The sequence below is a fragment of the Cellulomonas sp. URHD0024 genome (assembly GCF_000426185.1).
Taxonomy (GTDB): Bacteria; Actinomycetota; Actinomycetes; order Actinomycetales; family Cellulomonadaceae; genus Cellulomonas.
This window is the reverse complement of the sequence record NZ_AUEW01000013.1, coordinates 58,277-76,588: the sequence shown is the minus strand read 5'-3', so window position 1 is coordinate 76,588 and position 18,312 is coordinate 58,277. Positions and strand designations below refer to the sequence as shown.

18 protein-coding genes are annotated in these 18,312 nt (G+C 72.5%); 5 read left to right on the top strand and 13 right to left on the bottom strand.

Features of this window, described 5'->3' with window-relative positions; genetic code table 11:
• Window positions 1–87 precede the first annotated feature (87 nt).
• Window positions 88–576, bottom strand: coding sequence for a hypothetical protein (locus I847_RS0114380; protein ID WP_028050255.1), 489 nt, complete (start codon window positions 574–576; stop codon window positions 88–90).
• On the bottom strand, window positions 573–1,061 hold the full coding sequence (coaD, locus tag I847_RS0114375) for a pantetheine-phosphate adenylyltransferase (protein ID WP_028050254.1): 489 nt from the start codon (window positions 1,059–1,061) through the stop codon (window positions 573–575). Before coaD ends, I847_RS0114380 begins: the two co-directional genes overlap by 4 nt.
• 65 nt (window positions 1,062–1,126) lie before the next feature.
• On the opposite strand from coaD, the gene I847_RS0114370 reads away from it, so the two are divergent.
• On the top strand, window positions 1,127–1,771 hold the full coding sequence (locus I847_RS0114370) for a GNAT family N-acetyltransferase (protein WP_051274922.1): 645 nt from the start codon (window positions 1,127–1,129) through the stop codon (window positions 1,769–1,771).
• Here the strand turns inward: I847_RS0114370 and rsmD are convergent.
• The 5 genes from rsmD to I847_RS25770 are packed head-to-tail and all read right to left on the bottom strand — an operon-like array spanning window position 1,763 to window position 8,549.
• Window positions 1,763–2,305, bottom strand: coding sequence for a 16S rRNA (guanine(966)-N(2))-methyltransferase RsmD (gene rsmD, locus I847_RS0114365; RefSeq protein WP_028050252.1), 543 nt, complete (start codon window positions 2,303–2,305; stop codon window positions 1,763–1,765). The genes I847_RS0114370 and rsmD overlap by 9 nt on opposite strands.
• Window positions 2,302–3,918, bottom strand: a complete 1,617-nt coding sequence (locus I847_RS0114360; RefSeq protein WP_028050251.1) for a DUF6297 family protein — start codon at window positions 3,916–3,918, stop codon at window positions 2,302–2,304. Before I847_RS0114360 ends, rsmD begins: the two co-directional genes overlap by 4 nt.
• A complete protein-coding gene (locus tag I847_RS0114355; protein ID WP_028050250.1) occupies window positions 3,915–4,604 on the bottom strand; it encodes an ABC transporter ATP-binding protein in 690 nt (229 codons plus the stop codon). Before I847_RS0114355 ends, I847_RS0114360 begins: the two co-directional genes overlap by 4 nt.
• A gap of 43 nt (window positions 4,605–4,647) precedes the next feature.
• The gene (locus tag I847_RS0114350; RefSeq protein WP_231384233.1) at window positions 4,648–6,960 is read right to left on the bottom strand and encodes an ATP-dependent DNA helicase RecG; all 2,313 of its coding nucleotides are present in this window, start codon (window positions 6,958–6,960) and stop codon (window positions 4,648–4,650) included.
• 2 nt (window positions 6,961–6,962) lie between these two features.
• The gene (locus I847_RS25770) at window positions 6,963–8,549 is read right to left on the bottom strand and encodes a DAK2 domain-containing protein (protein ID WP_051274921.1); all 1,587 of its coding nucleotides are present in this window, start codon (window positions 8,547–8,549) and stop codon (window positions 6,963–6,965) included.
• Window positions 8,550–8,748: 199 nt separating this feature from the next.
• Between I847_RS25770 and rpmB the strand changes: the two genes are divergently transcribed.
• Together rpmB and I847_RS0114335 are read left to right on the top strand one after the other, a co-directional pair.
• Window positions 8,749–8,940, top strand: a complete 192-nt coding sequence (gene rpmB / locus I847_RS0114340; protein ID WP_028050248.1) for a 50S ribosomal protein L28 — start codon at window positions 8,749–8,751, stop codon at window positions 8,938–8,940.
• An 87-nt stretch (window positions 8,941–9,027) separates the two neighbouring features.
• Window positions 9,028–9,552, top strand: a complete 525-nt coding sequence (locus I847_RS0114335; protein ID WP_028050247.1) for a GNAT family N-acetyltransferase — start codon at window positions 9,028–9,030, stop codon at window positions 9,550–9,552.
• Window positions 9,553–9,584: 32 nt separating this feature from the next.
• Here the strand turns inward: I847_RS0114335 and I847_RS0114330 are convergent, their stop codons facing one another.
• On the bottom strand, window positions 9,585–10,562 hold the full coding sequence (locus I847_RS0114330) for a thiamine-phosphate kinase (RefSeq protein ID WP_028050246.1): 978 nt from the start codon (window positions 10,560–10,562) through the stop codon (window positions 9,585–9,587).
• A 47-nt stretch (window positions 10,563–10,609) separates the two neighbouring features.
• Here I847_RS0114330 and I847_RS0114325 point away from each other — a divergent pair, with 47 nt between their 5' ends.
• The gene (locus I847_RS0114325) at window positions 10,610–11,086 is read left to right on the top strand and encodes a DUF3515 family protein (RefSeq protein WP_028050245.1); all 477 of its coding nucleotides are present in this window, start codon (window positions 10,610–10,612) and stop codon (window positions 11,084–11,086) included.
• A 4-nt stretch (window positions 11,087–11,090) separates the two neighbouring features.
• Here I847_RS0114325 and I847_RS0114320 read toward each other — a convergent pair whose 3' ends face one another.
• Complete coding sequence (locus tag I847_RS0114320; RefSeq protein WP_034610385.1) at window positions 11,091–12,170, bottom strand: acyl-CoA desaturase; 1,080 nt, start codon at window positions 12,168–12,170, stop codon at window positions 11,091–11,093.
• Between the two features lie 334 nt (window positions 12,171–12,504).
• Complete coding sequence (locus tag I847_RS0114315; protein WP_028050243.1) at window positions 12,505–13,638, bottom strand: D-alanine--D-alanine ligase family protein; 1,134 nt, start codon at window positions 13,636–13,638, stop codon at window positions 12,505–12,507.
• A 97-nt stretch (window positions 13,639–13,735) separates the two neighbouring features.
• Here I847_RS0114315 and I847_RS0114310 point away from each other — a divergent pair, with 97 nt between their 5' ends.
• A complete protein-coding gene (locus I847_RS0114310; RefSeq protein WP_028050242.1) occupies window positions 13,736–14,887 on the top strand; it encodes a PLP-dependent aspartate aminotransferase family protein in 1,152 nt (383 codons plus the stop codon).
• A 297-nt stretch (window positions 14,888–15,184) separates the two neighbouring features.
• On the opposite strand, the gene I847_RS0114305 is transcribed toward I847_RS0114310, so the two are convergent.
• The 3 genes from I847_RS0114305 to murA are packed head-to-tail and all read right to left on the bottom strand — an operon-like array spanning window position 15,185 to window position 18,302.
• Window positions 15,185–16,183, bottom strand: coding sequence for an NAD(P)H-dependent glycerol-3-phosphate dehydrogenase (locus I847_RS0114305; RefSeq protein ID WP_028050241.1), 999 nt, complete (start codon window positions 16,181–16,183; stop codon window positions 15,185–15,187).
• Window positions 16,184–16,188: 5 nt separating this feature from the next.
• The gene (locus I847_RS0114300; protein WP_028050240.1) at window positions 16,189–16,953 is read right to left on the bottom strand and encodes a 1-acyl-sn-glycerol-3-phosphate acyltransferase; all 765 of its coding nucleotides are present in this window, start codon (window positions 16,951–16,953) and stop codon (window positions 16,189–16,191) included.
• 20 nt (window positions 16,954–16,973) lie between these two features.
• Window positions 16,974–18,302, bottom strand: coding sequence for a UDP-N-acetylglucosamine 1-carboxyvinyltransferase (gene murA, locus I847_RS0114295; protein ID WP_028050239.1), 1,329 nt, complete (start codon window positions 18,300–18,302; stop codon window positions 16,974–16,976).
• Window positions 18,303–18,312 lie beyond the last annotated feature (10 nt).

Below are 18,312 nucleotides of genomic sequence, written 5' to 3'. Positions count from 1 at the left end.
CGGTCCGTGCCATGTCCGGCAGAACCAACGGACAACTCTACGGCACAGGTCACGGGCCACCCAAATCGTGTCGGGGTGGCGGACGTCTCAGTCGTCGCCCAACCGGCCCGCGAGCTTCGCGCGCCCCGCCTGCACCTGGCCGAGCACCTTGCCCAGGTCGATCTCGAAGTCGGCCAGACGGCGGTCGCAGTAGTCGTCGGCGTCGCGCTGCAGGCGCTCGGCGGTCTCCTCAGCCTCGGCCACCAGCTCGGCGGCCCGCTCGCGCGCGGCCACCACGACCGCCTCCTGGTCGACGAGCGCCGCGGCCTCGCGGCGCGCACGCGCGAGGATCTCGTCCGCACCCGCCTGCGCCTCCGCGCGAGCCGCCGCCGCGTCCGCCAGCACCTGGTCGGCGCGGGTGAGCTGGGTGGGCAGCACGTCGCGCGCCTGCTCGACCAGGTCCAGCAGCTCGGCGCGGTTGACGAGGACCGACGACGACATGGGCATCGCCCGCGCCGTCGAGACCGCCGTGGCGATCGCGTCCAGCACGCCGGTCAGCCCTTCGGGCCGGGTCGTCGGGTCGTCCTGCTCTGTCATGTTCGATCCTCTCGTCCTACTGCAGCACGCACCGCATCCCCCACGCCCGGCGGGACGAGGTCGTCGATCGCACCGCCGTACCGTGCGACGTCCTTGACCAGCGACGACGCGATGTGCGCGAGCGCCGGGTCACCCACGACGAACACCGTCTCCACGCCGGCCAGGTGTCTGTTCATGAGGGCCATCGGCAGCTCCGCGTCGAAGTCGGCCCCACCGCGCAGACCCTTGACCACGGCATTCGCACGCACGGCCCGCACGAACTCGGCGAGCAACCCGTCCACCGGCTCGACGCGGACACCGTCGATCCCCTCGAAGGCGGCGCGGGCCAGCGCGACGCGCGCCTCCACCCCCAGCAGCGCGGACTTCGACGAGTTCGTCGCGACCCCCACCACCACCTCGTCGAACATCGAGCGGGCGCGGCGGACCACGTCGACGTGCCCGAGGGTGATCGGGTCGAACGACCCCGGGCACACGGCGATGGTCACAGCGTCAGGGTAGGCCAGCGCGTCCGCCTGGTCGCGGCCCACACGCTGCGCCCTAGCATCGGCCCATGGACGAGACTCGCGGGCCGGGCGTCGACGAGCACGCCGTCTCGGCCGTGGACCACCCGAGCATCGAGGCCGCCACCTGGGCGGACGCGCCGGCCATCCGCACCGTTCTCGCCCGCGCCTACCGCGACGACCCGCTGATGGTCTGGGCGCTGCCGGACGACGCCACTCGCGACGACGCGTGTGCCGCGTGGCTGGGGCCGTCCGTGGACCGCTACCTCGCGGGTGGCCGCGTGCACGTCGCACGCCTGCGCGGCTCGGTCGTCGGCGTCGCGGCCTGGCGGCTGCCGGACGGCCCGCCGGTCGAGCCGTCCCTCCCCGCACCGGCACAGGTCCTCGCGCTGCTCGTCGGGCCCGAGCGTGCCGCCGAGATCCTCGGCTCGCTGGGGCGCGCGTCGACGTTCGCGCCTGCAGAGCCCGCCGCCTACCTGAACTACCTCGCCGTCGCGCCCGAGCACCAGGGACGCGGGGTCGGTCGGATGCTGCTCGACGCCGGCGTGGCGCAGGCTCGTCTCGACGGCTTGGGTACGTACCTCGCGACGACCGATCCGCGGAACCTGCCGTTCTACCGACGGGCGGGCTTCAGCGCCGTCGGCGGCGTGGACCTCGGCGGGCCGCACCTCACCGTCCTGCGCGGGTCACCTTGACGTCTCGGCGAACCACATCACCGTGTCGCCGTACGCGCGGTGGTCGATCAGCGTCACCCCGTCCGGCCAGGTCGGCTCGGGCGATCGCCGCGCCCGCTCGACGACGAGAACCCCGTGCGCCGACAGGGCCAACGGTGCCAGGACGGCCGCGAGGTCGTCCTCGGTGACGTCGTACGGCGGGTCGACCAGGACGAGGTCCCAGGTCGTCGGGCGCTGCACGAACCGGTCGGCCTTCTCGGCGGCGACGACGACGCGGTCGGCGAGCCCGAGGGCCGCCACGTTCCGGCGGCACGCGTCGGCCGCGTCCCTGGCCGAGTCGACGAGGGTGACGTGCGCCGCTCCGCGGCTCGCCGCCTCGATGCCGAGCGCGCCCGACCCCGCGTAGAGGTCCAGCACGCGCGCGCCGTCCACGACGTCGAGGTGCTCGAGCCGCGAGAAGAGCGCCTCCCGGACGCGTTCGCTCGTCGGTCTCGTGCCGGTGCGCGGAACCTGCAGGATCCGGCCGCCGACGGATCCCGCGACGACACGGCTCACCTCGCGGCTCCCGCCTTGGCGTTCTCCTGGGCATCCATCATCCGCTCCATGAGGGAGCCCTTCTTGATCGACGACGCGACGGCCACGGCGATGGCGGACAGCACGATCTGCGCGGTCATGAGCGGCGTGTTGATCGTGCGCAGGAGCACGGCGATCCACACGGGCAGCAGGCCGAGGACCACGACGTCCGGGCCGCGCGCCAGGACCGACGCAACACCGGTCGGCAGGGCACCCATCGGCGTCGAGACCAGCGCCCCTCCCCAGTCCGGGGCCGGTCGGTACGACGACCTGACCGCCGCAGCCGCCCACACCGGCGTCGAGATGACCCCGAGGGCGATCCAGTTGGGCACGTCGGAGGCCCAGCGACCGACTGCAGCGAACGCGACGACCGACCACAGCAGCATGGCGCCGGCGGGCACGACCATCCGCAGTCGTCGCACGGTCTGCGCGTCGATCGGCAGGAGCCGGTCGAGGATCGGCGCCATCTCAGCCCGTCGCGCACCCTCACCGGTCGCGCTCATCGCGACGTACCCCGCGACGAGGATCGAGAGCAGCACACCGAACGGGCTCGCGAGCTCCGGCACCGTGCTGACCAGCACAGGGACCAGAGCAGCGACGAACAGCTGCACGACGTGCCGGGCCGAGCGCCGCAGGACGGCCAGGTCGGCGGTGATCAGAGCAGTCGCGGGGCCCCGTGCGGTACGCAGCCTGGACGTCCAGCGGCGCACCGGCGCGGCTGCTCCGTCCGTGAGCGCACGGCCGAGCTCGCGAGAGTCCATCGACACGACCGCGCCGGCCGCCTGCGTGGCCACCGAGCCACTCTCACGCAGCGTCTTCTCGGGCATCCGAGCGAGCCGAGAGTCGACGAGGAACGCGAGAGCTGCGACGACGACCAGCAGCGCGGCGACGAGCCACCACGGCGGGCTCGGCACCGCGTCGGCGGACCAGCCCAGCCCCGCGAGGACGACGGCCGCGACGGGCGCCAGGAACAGCAGGACATCGCCGACGAACGCGATCGCGCGCCGCGAGACGCTCGCCGACTGTCCCACCCCGGCGAGCAGGACGATGCCCGCCGCGACGAACGCAGCGGCCACGGCGACCCGTGAGACCCGCGATCCGGCGTCTGCGAGCAGGCCCGCGTCCAGCAGCGCCACGATGACCGCGGCGACGAGTCCCGCGAGCACCGGCAGACGCCGCGAAGCCGGCCGCAGCAGACCACGACGGTCGACGGGCAGGCCCAGCCACCAGGCCGCCTCGGCGCCCCCGGCACCGACCGGCCCAAGCCGGCCCGCGAGAGACAGCACCACGCCGGCGAGGGCGATGAGGATGACGATCACCAGGCTGGCCAGGCTGAGGTTCCAGGGGCTGCTGATGTCCGGCTCCGGCGGCAGGGCCACCCGCATCGCCTGGGACGCCCCGAGGGCGATGCCGATGGCGATGGCGATGCTGATCACCGCGTAGTACACGTCCCCGAGCAACGACCCGATCGTCGCGGTGCTGCGCACGCTCGCCGCCTGGGCGGTGTACTTGCGGATGCTCTTCGCCCGCGGGATCGGGCTGAGCTGGAACGGCTGGACCGCGGGACCGCCGTCGAGCTGGTCGTCCTCGCTCACGGGTTCTCCCGCGAGATCAGGTCCGCGGCCTGGTCGGCGGGCAGCAGCCGGGAGACCTCGTCCGAGACGTGCACGGCCCGGTCGGCGATCGCGCGCAGCAGGTCGGGGTCGTGCGTCGCGACGAGCACCGCACCGCCGGCCTTCTTCTCGGCGACGATCCTGGCCGCGAGCCGGTCCCGCATCGCGCGGTCGAGTCGCTGCTCGGGTTCGTCGAGGACCAGCAGGGAGCGCGGCCGCACGAACCCGGCCGCGAGCAGGAGTCGACGTCGCTGGCCCGAGGAGAGCGCGACCGGGAGCGACTTGGCGTGGTCGGCGAGCCCGAACTCGCCGAGGAGCTCGGAGACGACGCCGTCCGCGCCCTTCACCCCGTGTCCGCGGGCGGTCAGGTAGAGGTGTTCGGAGACGGTGAGCGCCGGGAAGTACGCGTCGTCGTCGAGGACGCTGGCCACCTTCGTCCGGAAGCCGACGTCACGCTCGTCGACCTTCGCGCCGAAGACCTGCAGCGTGCCGCCGGAGGGTTCGAGGAGGCCGATGACGGCGCGCAGCACGGTGGACTTGCCCGAGCCGTTGGCGCCGACGAGCGCGATGACCTTTCCGGGAGCGAGCGTGAACGTGACCGGGGCGCAGACGGGGGCGCCGCCGTAGCCGACGAGCAGGTCCTTGGCGCTGATGACGGGCTTCGACACGATCGTCAGGGTAGTCGTGGCGGGAGCGCCCCGGCGCCGCGCCTCACGTCTGCCCGAGGAAGTCCTCGCGACCGTCCGCGAGCTGGTCGTCGATCGCGTGACGCAGGTCAGGCCACTGCGCCAGGTCGGGATCGGCGTCGACGAGCGCACGCGCGTCCTCGCGCGCCCGGTCGATGACGGCGCCGTCGCTGACCACGCGCAAGAACCGCAGCGTCCCCCGGCGGCCCGACTGAGCGGCGCCCAGCACGTCGCCCTCCCGCCTCAGCAGGAGGTCGACCCGTGCCAGCTCGAACCCGTCGGAGGTGGCCGAGAGCGCCTCGAGCCGCCTCCCCGCGGTGCTGCCGTCGGGCGCGTCCGAGACGAGCAGGCAGATGCCGGGCTGGCGACCGCGGCCGATGCGACCGCGGAGCTGGTGCAGCTGCGAGAGCCCGAACACGTGCGCGTCCAGAACGACCATGACCGTGGCCGAAGGCACGTCGACGCCGACCTCGATCACCGTCGTCGAGACCAGCACCGGCGTCTTCCCGGACGCGAAGTCGGCGATCGCCTGGTCCTTCTCCTCCCCCGACATGCGACCGTGCAGCACGCCGACGGCCGCGCCGCCGAGCCTGTCGTCCTGTCGCAGGGTCTCGGCGACCTCGAGCACCGCGCGCAGCGGGCGCTTCGGCGGCTTGGCGCCCGGTGCGGTCGCCTCGCCGACCGTCGTCGGCTCGTCGGCGTCGAGGTACAGGTCGTCGCCGTCGTCCTCGTTCATGAGGGCGTCGTCGTCGGGGTCGATCCGCGCGCACACGACGAAGGCGCGCCCGCCGCGCGCTACCTCCTCGCCCACGCGGCGCCACGTCCGGTCCATCCAGGCCGGGACACCCACCGGGACGACGTGCGTCGTGATCCCGCTGCGCCCGGCCGGCACCTCGCGCAGCTCCGAGATCTCCAGCTCGCCGAACACCGTCATCGCCACCGTGCGCGGGATCGGCGTGGCGGTGGTGACCAGCAGGTGCGGGACGGTCGTGGCCTTGGCCAGCAGGGCGCCGCGCTGCTCGACGCCGAACTTGTGCTGCTCGTCGATCACCACGAGCCCGAGGTCCGCGAACTGGACCGGGCTGGAGAGGAGCGCGTGCGTGCCCACGACGATGCCCGCTTGGCCGCTCGCGGCGTCGAGCAGGTTGGTCTTGCGCTCGGCAGCCCCCTGCGCACCGGTCAGCAGGGCGACCCGCGTGCCGATCTCGGAGCCGCCGAGCATGCCGCCCTCGGCGAGGTCGCCGAGCAGCGCACGCAGCGTCCGGACGTGCTGCGCGGCCAGCACGGACGTCGGAGCCAGCATCGCGGCCTGGCCGCCCGCGTCGATGACCTGCAGCATCGCCCGCAGGGCGACCACCGTCTTGCCCGAGCCGACCTCGCCCTGCAGCAGGCGCTGCATCGGGCGGTCGAGCGCCAGGTCGTCGCCGATCTGCGCGCCGGCCAGGAGCTGCCCCGGTGTGAGGTCGAACGGGAGCCGAGCATCGAACGCTGCGAGCAGGCCCCCGGGGCGTGGCGGACGAGCCGTCGACGCCTCCCGCTGCGCGCGTGCTCGCCGCCTCGCGAGCTCGACCTGGAGGACGAACGCCTCCTCGTAGCGCAGGCGGGCCTGCCCACGGTGCACGTCTGCCTCTTCGCGCGGGACGTGCACGTCCCGCAAGGCCTTCAGACGCGACCCGAGCCCGCGCGCCTCACGGATGTGAGGTGGCACCGGATCGGGGACCTCGTCGTCGGTGAGCGGGTCGAGGACCTTGCGCAGCGCCGCGCGGATCGACTCCGAGTCCAGGCCCTTGGTGGCGGAGTAGATCGGTATCGGCCACTCGGCCTCCTCCATCGCCCGCGCCTCGTCCTCGACGCTGCCGAGGATCTGGTACACGGGGTTGGCGAGCTGCAGCCTGCCGTTGAACACGTTGATCTCGCCCGAGAACAGGCCCAGCTCGCCGACCGCCAAGCGGTCCAGGTGCCACCTCGCGACGCCCTCGTTCGCGGTGAAGATCACCAGGCTGAGCGACCGGTTGCCGTCGGTGATCGTCGCCTCGACCCGCGGTCTTCCGGTCTTGGCCGCGTGCTTCATCTGCGCGCCGCGCACCCGCGCGATCAGCGCGACGTTGAGCCCGATCGCGAGGCTCGCGATGTCCGTGACCTCACGCGAGTCCGCGTACCGCCAGGGGTAGTGCACCAGCAGGTCGGCCTTGGTCTCGATGCCGAGCGTCGCGAACTTCTTGAGGTCCGCGGCGTTCCGGGCCGGAACCGGCTCCGTCATCGGATCCGTGGGCGTGTGCACCCCGTCCTCGTAGACGAGCCCGCTACGGCTCGCCCGCGCTCGCTGCGTACCCGCCATCGTCAGTCCAGCCCGATCAGGACCGCCGGCCCCCGACCGGTCGGCCCCACCACCGTGGGCTCGACACCGGGGTGGTGCTCCGCGAGGTAGCCGGCCAGCTCGTCGACGGTCCACCCGGCGTCCCGCAGCAGCACGGTCAGGCTCTCGACCGGACCGCCTGCCGATCGCACGAGCGCGTCGGCTGCGTCGCGCACCGACATCGTCGACACGTCGTCGAGCTCGACGGACCGCAGCCGACCCAGCGCTTGGCGCGCCGCGGACAGCCCGGCCTCCGAGGCCGACGCCAGCGCGAGCGCCGCGACCGCGACCCGCAGCTCGTCGCCGGCGTCCAGCAGCTCGACGCCCTGGTTCGTCGCGACGAGCCGTGCCAGCTCGGCGTCGTCGACCGCGTCTCCGGCAAGCACCGCGACGCGTGACGCCCCCGTGTCCGTCACCGCACGGTCGAGGTGACGCGCGCTGACGGGCACCTCGGGGCACCGCACGAGCGTGACGGCACCCGTCGAGGCGTACCAGCCGGCCATCTGTGCGGAGCTCGTGCAGACGACGACACCGCAGCGCGCGTCGTCGTTCTGCGCCGAGGACGCGTGCGCGGCAGCCACCATCCGGACGAGCACCTGCTCGCGGCGGCCGATGTCCGCCGCCGCGATGGCCGCCGCAGGATCGTCGGTGTGCACGTGCACATGCCACGTGCCGTCCCCGCCGACGACAGCCACCGAGTCCCCGAGCACCGCCATGGCTGCGTGCAGGGGCGCATCGAGATCTCGCTCCACATCGCTGACCAGGAGCATCACCTCGAACGCGCCCCCGGCCGCTTCCACCGGCCACGGGTGGGTGGGCGATGCAGGCAGCCACGCGAGCGAGTCGCCGTTCGGGGGCGTACCGCCGACGACCCGGGCGAGCGCGTCCAGCAGGACGAGCAACGCACAGGCTCCGGCATCCAGGACGTGTGCTGCCCGGAGCACGGGGTGCTCGGCGCTGATCCCGGCGAGGGCCACGTGCGCGTCTGCGACGACCGACGTGAGCATCGTGGCGAGGTCCGCACCCGCGTCGGCTGCGGTGACGGCACCGGCGGCGACGGCGTCAGCGAGCGTGAGGATCGTGCCCTCCTGCGGCTCCTGCATCGCCCCGCGCGCCGCCCGGGCACCCGCGGCCAGGCACCGCGCGACGTCGAGCGCGTCCGCGTGCGCGGGCAGCGCCTGCGCAAACCCGGTCAGGTACTGGCTGACGATGACGCCCGAGTTGCCGCGGGCCGACCGCATCGCGCCGCGGGCGAACGTCCGGGCGACGTCCCGCGCGTCCTCCCCCACGACGGCCGGTTGGCCCTCGAGCGCGTCGACGCCCCCAGCGACGGTGAGCCACACGTTCGTGCCCGTGTCGGAGTCGGGCACCGGGAAGACGTTGACGGCGTCGATCCGATCGCGCGAACCCGTCAGCGCGGCGTGGGACGCAGCCGCCCAGGCACGCAACGCCGCTGCCTCCAACCGCTCCACCGCACCTCCGTCGATCTCGTCCGTGCTGTCGGACCGCTTGGGGGTCCACCCTCGGACCGCTCCGACCGAGCGTCCCGTCCGGGCACCACCTTGCAGCATGGGACCCACATTTGGGTCGACGTGCGTCATGGGCTAGTCTTGACCGGTTGCCCGGCCATGTCGGGCACTGGTGGTGCCCCGCAGCGGCCCCCGAATCCTCGTTCCGGAGTCGGGTCGCTCGTGCGCTCTCGCCCACGAAGGACCAAAGACTTCGCCGCAACATGCGGCTGATGACCGTACAGAGCAACAGGAGAAGACCGTGGCTGCCAACTGCGACGTCTGCGCCAAGGGCCCGAGCTTCGGGCACAGCATCTCGCACTCGCACGTGCGCACGAAGCGGCGCTGGAACCCCAACATCCAGCGCGTGCGTGCCGTCGTCGCGGGGACGCCCAAGCGTCTCAACGTGTGCACGTCGTGCCTCAAGGCCGGCAAGGTGCAGCGCGCCATCTGACGTCTTCCAGACGAACGACGAAGGCCCACGAGGTTGTTCACCTCGGGGGCCTTCGTCATGTCCGGTTCGTGTGGCAAGGTGACGTCCATGGTCGAGCAGCTGGACGACGTGACGATCCGCCCCGCCGCCGAGGGGGACGCCGCTGGGATCGCCCGCGTGCATGTGCGGTCATGGCAGGAGGCGTACGCCGGCATCGTGCCCGAGGGCTACCTGGCCGCGCTCGACGTCGAGGAACGGTCCGCAGAGTGGGCGTCCTACCTTCGCCCCGGCGGCTCCGACGAGATTCTCGTGTGGGTCGCGCTGAACGGACCCTCCGTGGTCGGCTTCGTCACCATCGGGCCCAGCCGCGACGAGGATGCCGGCCGCGGCGACCGTGAGATCTACTCGATCTACCTCGACCCCGGCATCTGGGGGCACGGTGTGGCGCGCGACCTCATGCGGACCGTGATCGCGTCCGTCGGGGAGAAGACCCCGATCTCCCTGTGGGTGCTGGCCGACAACGAGCGCGCGCGCCACTTCTACCGGAGGCACGGCTTCCAGGCCGACGGGGTGGAGCGGTACGACGAGATCGGCGGAGAGAACCTGCTCGAGGTCCGCTACCGCCGCGGCTGAGCGCCCGGGCGGACGACGGGACGGTTCGGGCGTCAGCGCCCCGCGAAGTGGTCCCAGCCCGACGTCGGCGACGCCGCTGACCCGTCGACGAGGACCCCCGACGCTCCCGCGCGCACCCGCCCGATCACACGGAAGCCCGAGGGCAGCGGGACGGTCGGGGGGAAGGTCGCGAGCAGGCCGTGGTCCTCTCCCCCGTCGAGCACCCAGCGCTCCGCAGACGCACCGAGCGCCGCAGCCACAGGGCCGAGCCGCGCGACGTCGTCGGCAAAGGCCGTTGCGGGCGCCTCGAGGTCCAGGACCGCACCGCTCGCGCGGGCGATCCGGCCGGCGTCGCGCAGGAGGCCGTCCGAGACGTCCATCATCGCGGTCGCCCCCGCCAACGCCGCCGCCGGTCCTGCCTCGAGCGGCGACGACGGGTGCAGATAGGCCCCGACGAGCTCGTCGTCGAGGGCGGGAGCTGACGCGTGGAGCAGGGCGAGACCGGCGGCCGACCACCCGGCGACGCCGGCGTGCGCCACCACGTCGCCCGGCCGGGCGCCGGACCGCAGCACGGGAGCGCGGCCCTCGAGGTCCCCGTGCGCCGTGACCGCGACGACGACCGCAGGACCGCCGGACAGGTCGCCGCCGACGACCCCGACGCCGCGCGGCCCGCACTCCTGCGCCAGTCCGACGGCCAACCCCTCGACCCACGTCACCGGGAGGTCCGCCGGAATGACGAGCGCGACCACCAGGCTCGTCGGCCGCGCGCCCATGGCCGCGACGTCCGCCAGGTTCTGCACGGCCGCTCGTCGGCCCACGTCCTGCCCGCAGGACCACGCGCGTCGGAAGTGCCGGTCCTCGACGAGCACGTCCGTCGTCACGACGAACCGGCCGTCGGGCGCGGCGACCACGGCTGCGTCGTCGCCGGGTGCGAGGAGGGTGCCCGAGCCGCGCGGGAGGAGAGGGAAGATCCGGGCCAGGAGCGCCTCTTCGGACAGCTCCGAGACGAGGGGGCCGTCGCTGGTGCTCACCCGGACACGGTAGAGGGTCGTCGGGGCCGCCGGGTTACCGTGGCCCCGTGCGCAACCGACGACCCGCCGCTGCTGGCGCCGTCGTCGCCATCCTCGGACTCCTCGCCGGGTGCTCCGGTGCGGTCGCGGCCCAGGTTGCCCCCTACGCCACCGACCCGGTGTGCGCGAGCGTCGTGCTCGCGATGCCCGACTCCCTCGGCCAGGGCCTACCTCAGCGGGACACCACCGCCCAGGCGACGACCGCGTGGGGCGAGCCCGGCGCGCCGATCGTCCTCCGGTGCGGGGTGGAACCGCTGGGCCCCACGACCGAGCACTGCCAGAAGGTCGAGACGCCCGGCGGACCGAGCATCGACTGGGTCACCGTCGAGAACGACGACGGCAGCTGGACGCTGACGACGTACGGCCGCGTCCCGGCCGTCGAGCTGCACGTGCCCGCCTCGGTGGCCGCGGCGACCGACACCTCGTACGTCGACCAGCTGGGCCCCGCCGTCGCGATGACGGAGAAGCGCCGCTCCTGCCTCTAGCGCGTCAGCGGCCGTACTGGGCCGCGACCGGGCAGTCGAACGCACCCCGGTCGGCCAGCCCGACGTTGTTGAGGTACTTGACGATGATCCGGTACGACGAGAAGAACCCGACCTCCGTGTACTTCACGCCCAACCGCTCGCAGTACTCCCGCACGACAGGCTGGACGTGCTTGAGGTTCGGGCGCGGCATGCTCGGGAAGAGGTGGTGCTCGACCTGGTAGTTCAGGCCGCCCATCGCGAAGTCGACGGCCACGCCGCCCCGGATGTTGCGCGACGTGAGCACCTGGCGCCGCAGGAAGTCCACCTTCATCCCCTCGGGGATGATCGGCATGCCCTTGTGGTTGGGCGCGAAGGACCCGCCGAGGAAGACGCCGAACAGGGCCATCTGCACGAAGAAGAACGCGACCGCCTTGCCCGGCGGAAGCAGCACCAGCAGGATCGCGACGTAGGCGATGAGGCGCCCGAGGACGATCGACAGGTCGACCGCGCGGTTGGCCACCGGACCCTTGGCCGTCAGCGCACGCACGCTCGAGAGGTGCAGGCTCATGCCCTCGAGCGTGAGCAGCGGGAAGAAGAACCAGCCCTGGTTGCGCCCGAACCACCCACGCAGTCCCGGACGCTCGTCGACGACGTCGGACGTCCACGCGACGACACCCGGCGCGATGTCCGGGTCCGAGCCCTGCTGGTTCGGGCTGGCGTGGTGCCGGTTGTGCTTGTTGCGCCACCACGAGGCTGAGAGGCCGACGAACCCACCGGCGATGATGCGGGCGGTCCAGTCGTTCCACGCGCCGGAGGTGAAGATCTGCCGGTGCGCGCTGTCGTGCCCGAGGAAGGCCAGCTGCGTGAGCACCACGGCCAGCACTGCGGCGACGGCGAGCTGCCACCAGGAGTCCCCGATGAGGACGACCGCGACCCAGACACCGGCGAACGCCGCGGCGGCCAGGATCATCCGGCTCCAGTAGTAGCCGTAGCGGCGCGACATCAGACCCGACTCGCGGATCTGCGCGGCCAGCGCGGAGTAGTCACTGGCGTTCCGGGCGCCCGCAGACAGCTCAGCGGTCGCTCCGGCACCCTCGGGGCTCATGCGAAGGCCCAGGGTGCCGTGCGGTGGACGGGGGGTGCGAGCAGCGCGACGCTCAAGAAAGTCACAACCGTTCTACGTGGGGCCGCCCGCTTCTGGACGTACCCGCCGATGCACCCGCCGCTCGGCAGGGGCGAAAGACGCTGGTGGGCGTCCCGACAGTGGTGGAGACGCCTGCTGATCCGCCACGTCCTCGTCACGGACCAGTCCACCACGAATGCCCAGACAGTACGGCACCCGGCTGAATTCATGGTGACTTCGTTGCCCCGGGAACGCAACTCGTGGGTCTTCCCGAATGCGCTCCGTGGGCCTGCCCGCATTGCGCCGAGCTCGTGTCTCAGCGCAGACCGGTCGGGCGCTCCAGCGCGAGCCGGATCAGCTCGTCGACGAGCTCCGAGTACGGGACGCCCGACGCCTGCCACATGCGCGGATACATGGAGAACGGCGTGAACCCGGGCATCGTGTTGATCTCGTTGACGACGACCTCGCCCGTCGCAGTCACGAAGACGTCGACCCGCGCCAGTCCCTCGCATCCCACGGCCTCGAACGTCCGGACAGCCACCTCCCTCACGGCAGCCGTCTCGGCCTCCGAGAGCTCGGCCGGGCACGCGAGCGTCACGCCGGCCTCGTCCAGGTACTTGGCGTCGAAGTCGTAGAACGTGTGCCGTGGGTCCGTGACGACGATCTCGCCCGGCAGTGACGCTCGCGCGCGGGCGCCGTCGCGACCGCCGAGCACCCCGCACTCGATCTCGCGTCCGACGATCGCCGCCTCGACGATCACCTTGGGGTCGTGCACGTGCGCTGCCCGGATCGCCGCGGGTAGGTCTGCGAGGTCCGTCACGCGCGTGATGCCGAGGCTGGAACCCGCGCGAGCAGGCTTGACGAACAACGGGAGCCCGAGGGCGGCAGCGCGCTCCGAGACGCCCGCGGGGTCGCGGTCGAGCTCACCCGGCAGGACGACGACGAACGGCCCGACGGGTAGGCCGTGCCCGGCCAGGACGAGCTTCATCATGTGCTTGTCCATGCCGACCGCCGAGGCCAGGACACCGGCACCGACGTACCGGACGTCGGCCAGCTCGAGCATGCCCTGCAGCGTGCCGTCCTCCCCGAAGGGACCGTGCAGCAGAGGGAAGACGACGTCGACCTCGCCCAGCACCCGCGGCAGCCGCCCGGACTCGAGGACCTGCACGTCACGGTCGTCGACCGCCTGCGGGAGCAGCACGTGGGCCGCCGTGTCCTCCACCTGCGGGAGCCGACCGTCGACGATCGCCCAGCGGTCCGGGTCGTCCTCCGCGAGCACCCAGCGGCCTGCCGGCGTGATCCCGACCGCGAGGACGTCGTAGCGGTCACGGTCGATCGCGCGGAGCACGCCTCCCGCCGTCGCACAGCTGATCGCGTGCTCGCCGGAGCGGCCGCCGAACAGCACCATCACACGCGGTCGACGGGTCGGGAGGTCTGCGGTGGTGTCCATCGGGCCGAACCTTACCCGGCGGTGCGACGCCGGACGTCCCTGCGCCCGGCGGGACGCCCCGGCGCCCGCTCCGTGGCGTCCCCGATAGCCTGGCCCGGTGACCCGAGAGCAGCCCGGCGGACTGTCGCCCGCCACCGTCGTCGTGAGCGCAGGCAGGCCGGACCGCCACCAGGGTGGGGCCCTCAACCTGCCCGTGGTGCTCTCGTCGACGAACGTCTCGCAGGGCGTCCCCGGCGCCGGCGAGCTGCTCTACGGGCGCATGGACACCGAGGCGTGGCACCCGTTCGAGGACGCGCTCGGCCGGTTGGAGGGGTCCGCACATCCTGCGCTCGTCTTCGGGTCGGGCATGGCCGCGATCGCCGGCGCGTTCTCGCTGATCCCCGACGGAGGTCGCCTCGTCCTGCCCCGGCACGCCTACCAGGTGACCATCGGCTACGCCCGCGACCTTGCCGAGCGGCACGGGGTCGACGTCGCGCTGGTCGACATCGACGACACCGACTCGGTCGTCGCCGCGCTGCCCGGGACGTCGATGCTCTGGGTCGAGTCGCCCACGAACCCGATGCTCGAGGTGGCCGACCTTCCGGTCCTCGTCGAGGCCGCACATGCCGCGGGCGCGCTCGTCGGCGTGGACAACACGTTCGCCACACCGCTCGTGCAGAGACCGTTCGAGCACGGCGCCGACATCGTCGTCCACTCGGTCACCAAGTACCTGGCCGGCCACAGCGACGTGGTCCTGGGGGCGGCCCTGGCCGACGACGACGCCCTGCACGCGAGGCTGCACGCGTACCGCACCCTGCACGGGTCGATCGCCGGGCCGTTCGAGGTCTGGCTCGCCCTGCGCGGGCTGCGCACGCTGGCACTGCGCGTCGAGCGTGCCCAGGCGAACGCCGCCGAGCTGGCCCGGCGTCTGTCCGAGCACCCCGCGGTCGCCGAGGTCCGCCACCCGAGCCTGCGCGGCGACCCCGGCCACGAGCGCGCCACCCGGCTCATGGAGGGCTACGGGTCGATCATCGGCCTGCGCCCGCGCGGCGGTGCCGCGGCCGCGGACCTGGTCGTCAAGGCGCTCGAGCTCTGGGTCCCGGCCACGAGCCTCGGCGGTGTCGAGTCCAGCCTGGAGCGGCGGCGTCGCTTCGCCACCGAGTCCCTCACCGTCCCCGAGGACCTCCTGCGGTTGTCGGTGGGCATCGAGGACGTCGAGGACCTCTGGGGCGACCTGGACCGCGCCCTGCGCTCTCTCGCCGGCTCCTAGCCCGCGGGGCCGTCCGGACGTAGCCGTAGGGACGCAGCCGTACGGGCCTCGCGTTGCCGAGCTCGCCGTGCGCGCCTCGTCGTGCGCACCTAGCGCCTCCTGGGACAGGAGTGAAGGCGTGCGGCGGCCGAGCCACCTCAGCAGGCACCATGCGTCACACCAGGCGCTAGGTCGACACACCCTCGGCTGCCGCGCGCGGAAGCGTCACTCCGCGCAGCACGGCCACGCACGGCAGGGGCATCCGCGCGCCGGTGGCACCGGCGCGGGACTGACGGGTCCAGCGGACCGACCTCGGGCTCAGACGCCCTCGGCCTTGTGCGGGCGCGCGAGCAGCAACGCGGCGAGCTGCTCGATCGGCAGCCCCTCGTGCAGGACGCGCACGACCGCGGAGGTGATCGGCATCTCGACGCCCAGCGACGCGGCCAGCTCGAGGACGGACCGCGAGGACTTCACACCCTCTGCGGTCCCCCCGGTAGCCGCGATCGCCTCGTCGAGCGTCATGCCGCGACCGATGTGCCCGCCCAGGGCGTGGTTGCGCGAGTCGGGCGAGGCGCACGTGGCCATGAGATCGCCGAGGCCTGCGAGCCCGGGGAACGTGTCGGCGTCCGCACCGAGCGCGAGACCGAGGCGGGTCATCTCGACCAGACCACGGGTGATCACGGTGGCCATGGTGTTGTAGCCCAGACCGCGCCCCTGGGAGATGCCGACGGCGAGCGCGATCACGTTCTTGACGGCTCCGCAGAGCTCCACGCCGACGACGTCGCCGTTCGTGTACGGGCGGAAGTACGCAGACGCGCAGGCGTTGGCGACGAACTGCGCGGTGGCCTCGCTGGTGGACGCCACCACGGTGGCGGTCGGCTGTCGCTGGGCGATCTCGAGCGCCAGGTTCGGACCGGAGACCACGGCGACGCGCGAGGCCGGGATGTCGAACGAGTCAGCCACGACCTCGCTCATCCGGCGGTCCGTCGACAGCTCGACGCCCTTCATCAGCGACACCGCGACGGAGTGCGCAGGGACGAGCGGACGCAGCGGGGTCAGCAGCGCGCGGGCGGACTGCGACGGGATCGCTATGGCGACCAGGTCGGCACCGGCGAGCACCACCGACGGGTCGGACGATGCCGTGACACCGGCGGGCAGGGTGATCCCCGGCAGGTACGCCTCGTTGCGGTGCTCGTCGGTGATCTGCCGGCACACCTCCTCGTCGCGGCCCCAGACCGTCACGGAACACCCCGCGTCGGCGAGGACCGCGGCGAACGTGGTGCCCCAGGATCCGGCACCGAGAACGGCAGCCCGCAAGGCCGTCACGGCTGCTCGGGCTTCGTCGCGTGGTCGCCGGCGACGCTGTTCTCGCCCGGGTCGACCGGCTTGCGCATGTCGTAGCGGACCTCGGGCGGCTGCTCACCGCGGATCTCGGTGAGCAAGGCGCCGATCGCAGCCATGACCCGCTCGGTGGCCTCGCGCAGCGTGGCCGTGTCCTGCGGGTTGTCGTAGAGGTCGCTCAGGTCCACGGGGGGCCCGGCGACGATGGTGATCGTCTTGCGCGGGATCGGCCGAAGCATCTTCTGGTACCGGCCCAGCAGCAGCTGCGGGCCCCACTGCGCGACGGGCACGACCGGCGCCCTGGTGGTCAGTGCCAGCCGCGCGACGCCCGTCTTGCCGACCATCGGCCACAGGTCCGGGTCCCGCGTCAGGGTGCCTTCGGGGAACACCGCCACGCAGTCACCGTCGTTGATGGCGTCGATCGCGGCGGTCAACGACTCCGCAGCGGAGACGGTGTTCCGGTAGACCGGGATCTGCCCGGTCGCATGCAGCACCTTGCCCATCACGGGAACCTTGAACAGCGAGGCCTTCGCCAGGATCTTCGGGGCGAACCCGCTCTCCCACAGGAAGTACGCGAACGTCAGAGGGTCGATGTTCGTCATGTGGTTGGACGCGGCGATGAAGCCGCGCTCGGTGGGCATGTGCTCGACGCCGTGCCAGTCCTTGCGCGTCATCGCCCTCAGCAGCGGACGGACGAGGTGCGCGACGGTGCGGTAGGCACGGTTGGACCTTGCGGGGGGATGCACGGGAGCCGATGCTACCGGGCTCAAGCGCGCGTCAGCTCGCGGCTGAACTGCGCGCCGAGCGCCTCGAGCTTCTCCGTGAAGCGCTCGTACCCACGGTCGATCAGGCTGATGCCACGAACGGACGACGTGCCCTTGGCGGTGAGCGCGGCGATCAGGTGGCTGAACCCTCCCCGCAGGTCTGGCACCTCGATGTCGGCAGCGGTCAGCGGCGTCGGTCCCGAGATCACGGCCGAGTGGTAGAAGTTGCGCTGCCCGAACCGGCACGGCCGACTGCCCAGGCACTCCTTGTAGACCTGGATCGTCGCGCCCATGCCGACGAGCGCGTCGACGAACCCGAACCGGTTCTCGTACACGGTCTCGTGCACGATAGACAGCCCGCGCGCCTGCGTCAGCGCGACGACGAGCGGCTGCTGCCAGTCGGTCATGAACCCCGGGTGGACGTGGGTCTCCAGCTGCAGAGAGCGCAGGTCCCCTCCGGGGTGGAAGAACCGGATGCCCTGGTCGTCGACGGCGAACTCCCCACCCACCTTGCGGAACGTGTTGAGGAACGTGGTCATCTCGGGCTGCGTGGCGCCGCGCACGTACACGTCACCGCCGGTGGACAGGGCCGCGGAGGCCCAGGACGCCGCCTCGATCCGGTCGGAGAGCGCGGTGTGCTGGAAGCCCACGAGCCGGTCGACGCCCTCGATCCGGATCACCCGGTCGGTGTCGACGGAGATGATCGCGCCCATCTTCTGCAGGACGTTGATCAGGTCCATGATCTCGGGCTCGATCGCCGCGTTGGCGAGCTCGGTGAGGCCCTCGGCACGCACCGCGGTGAGCAGGAGCTGTTCCGTCGCCCCGACGCTCGGGTACGGCAGCGCGATCTTCGTGCCCTGCAGCCGCCTCGGTGCGCGGATGTGGATGCCGTTGTCGGTCTTCTGCACGACCGCGCCGAACTGCCGCAGGATGTCGAGGTGGTAGTTGATGGGCCGGTCGCCGATCCGGCAGCCGCCCAGGTCCGGGATGAACGCCTCGCCCAGCCGGTGCAGCAGCGGGCCGCAGAACAGGATCGGGATGCGGCTCGAGCCGGCGTGCGTGTCGATGTCGGCGACGTGCGCCGACTCGACGTCCGTCGGGTCCAGGTGCAGGGTGCCACCAGCGGCGTCGGCGTCGACCCGCACACCGTGCAGCTCCAGAAGACCGGTGACGACGGCGACGTCCCGGATCTGCGGCACGTTGCGCAGCACGCTCGGGGTCTCACCCAGCACGGCCGCCACCATCGCCTTGGAGACGAAGTTCTTGGCTCCCCGGACCGTGATGTCGCCCGACAGCGGGTTTCCCCCGTCGATGTACAGCAGATCGCTCATCGGACCATCG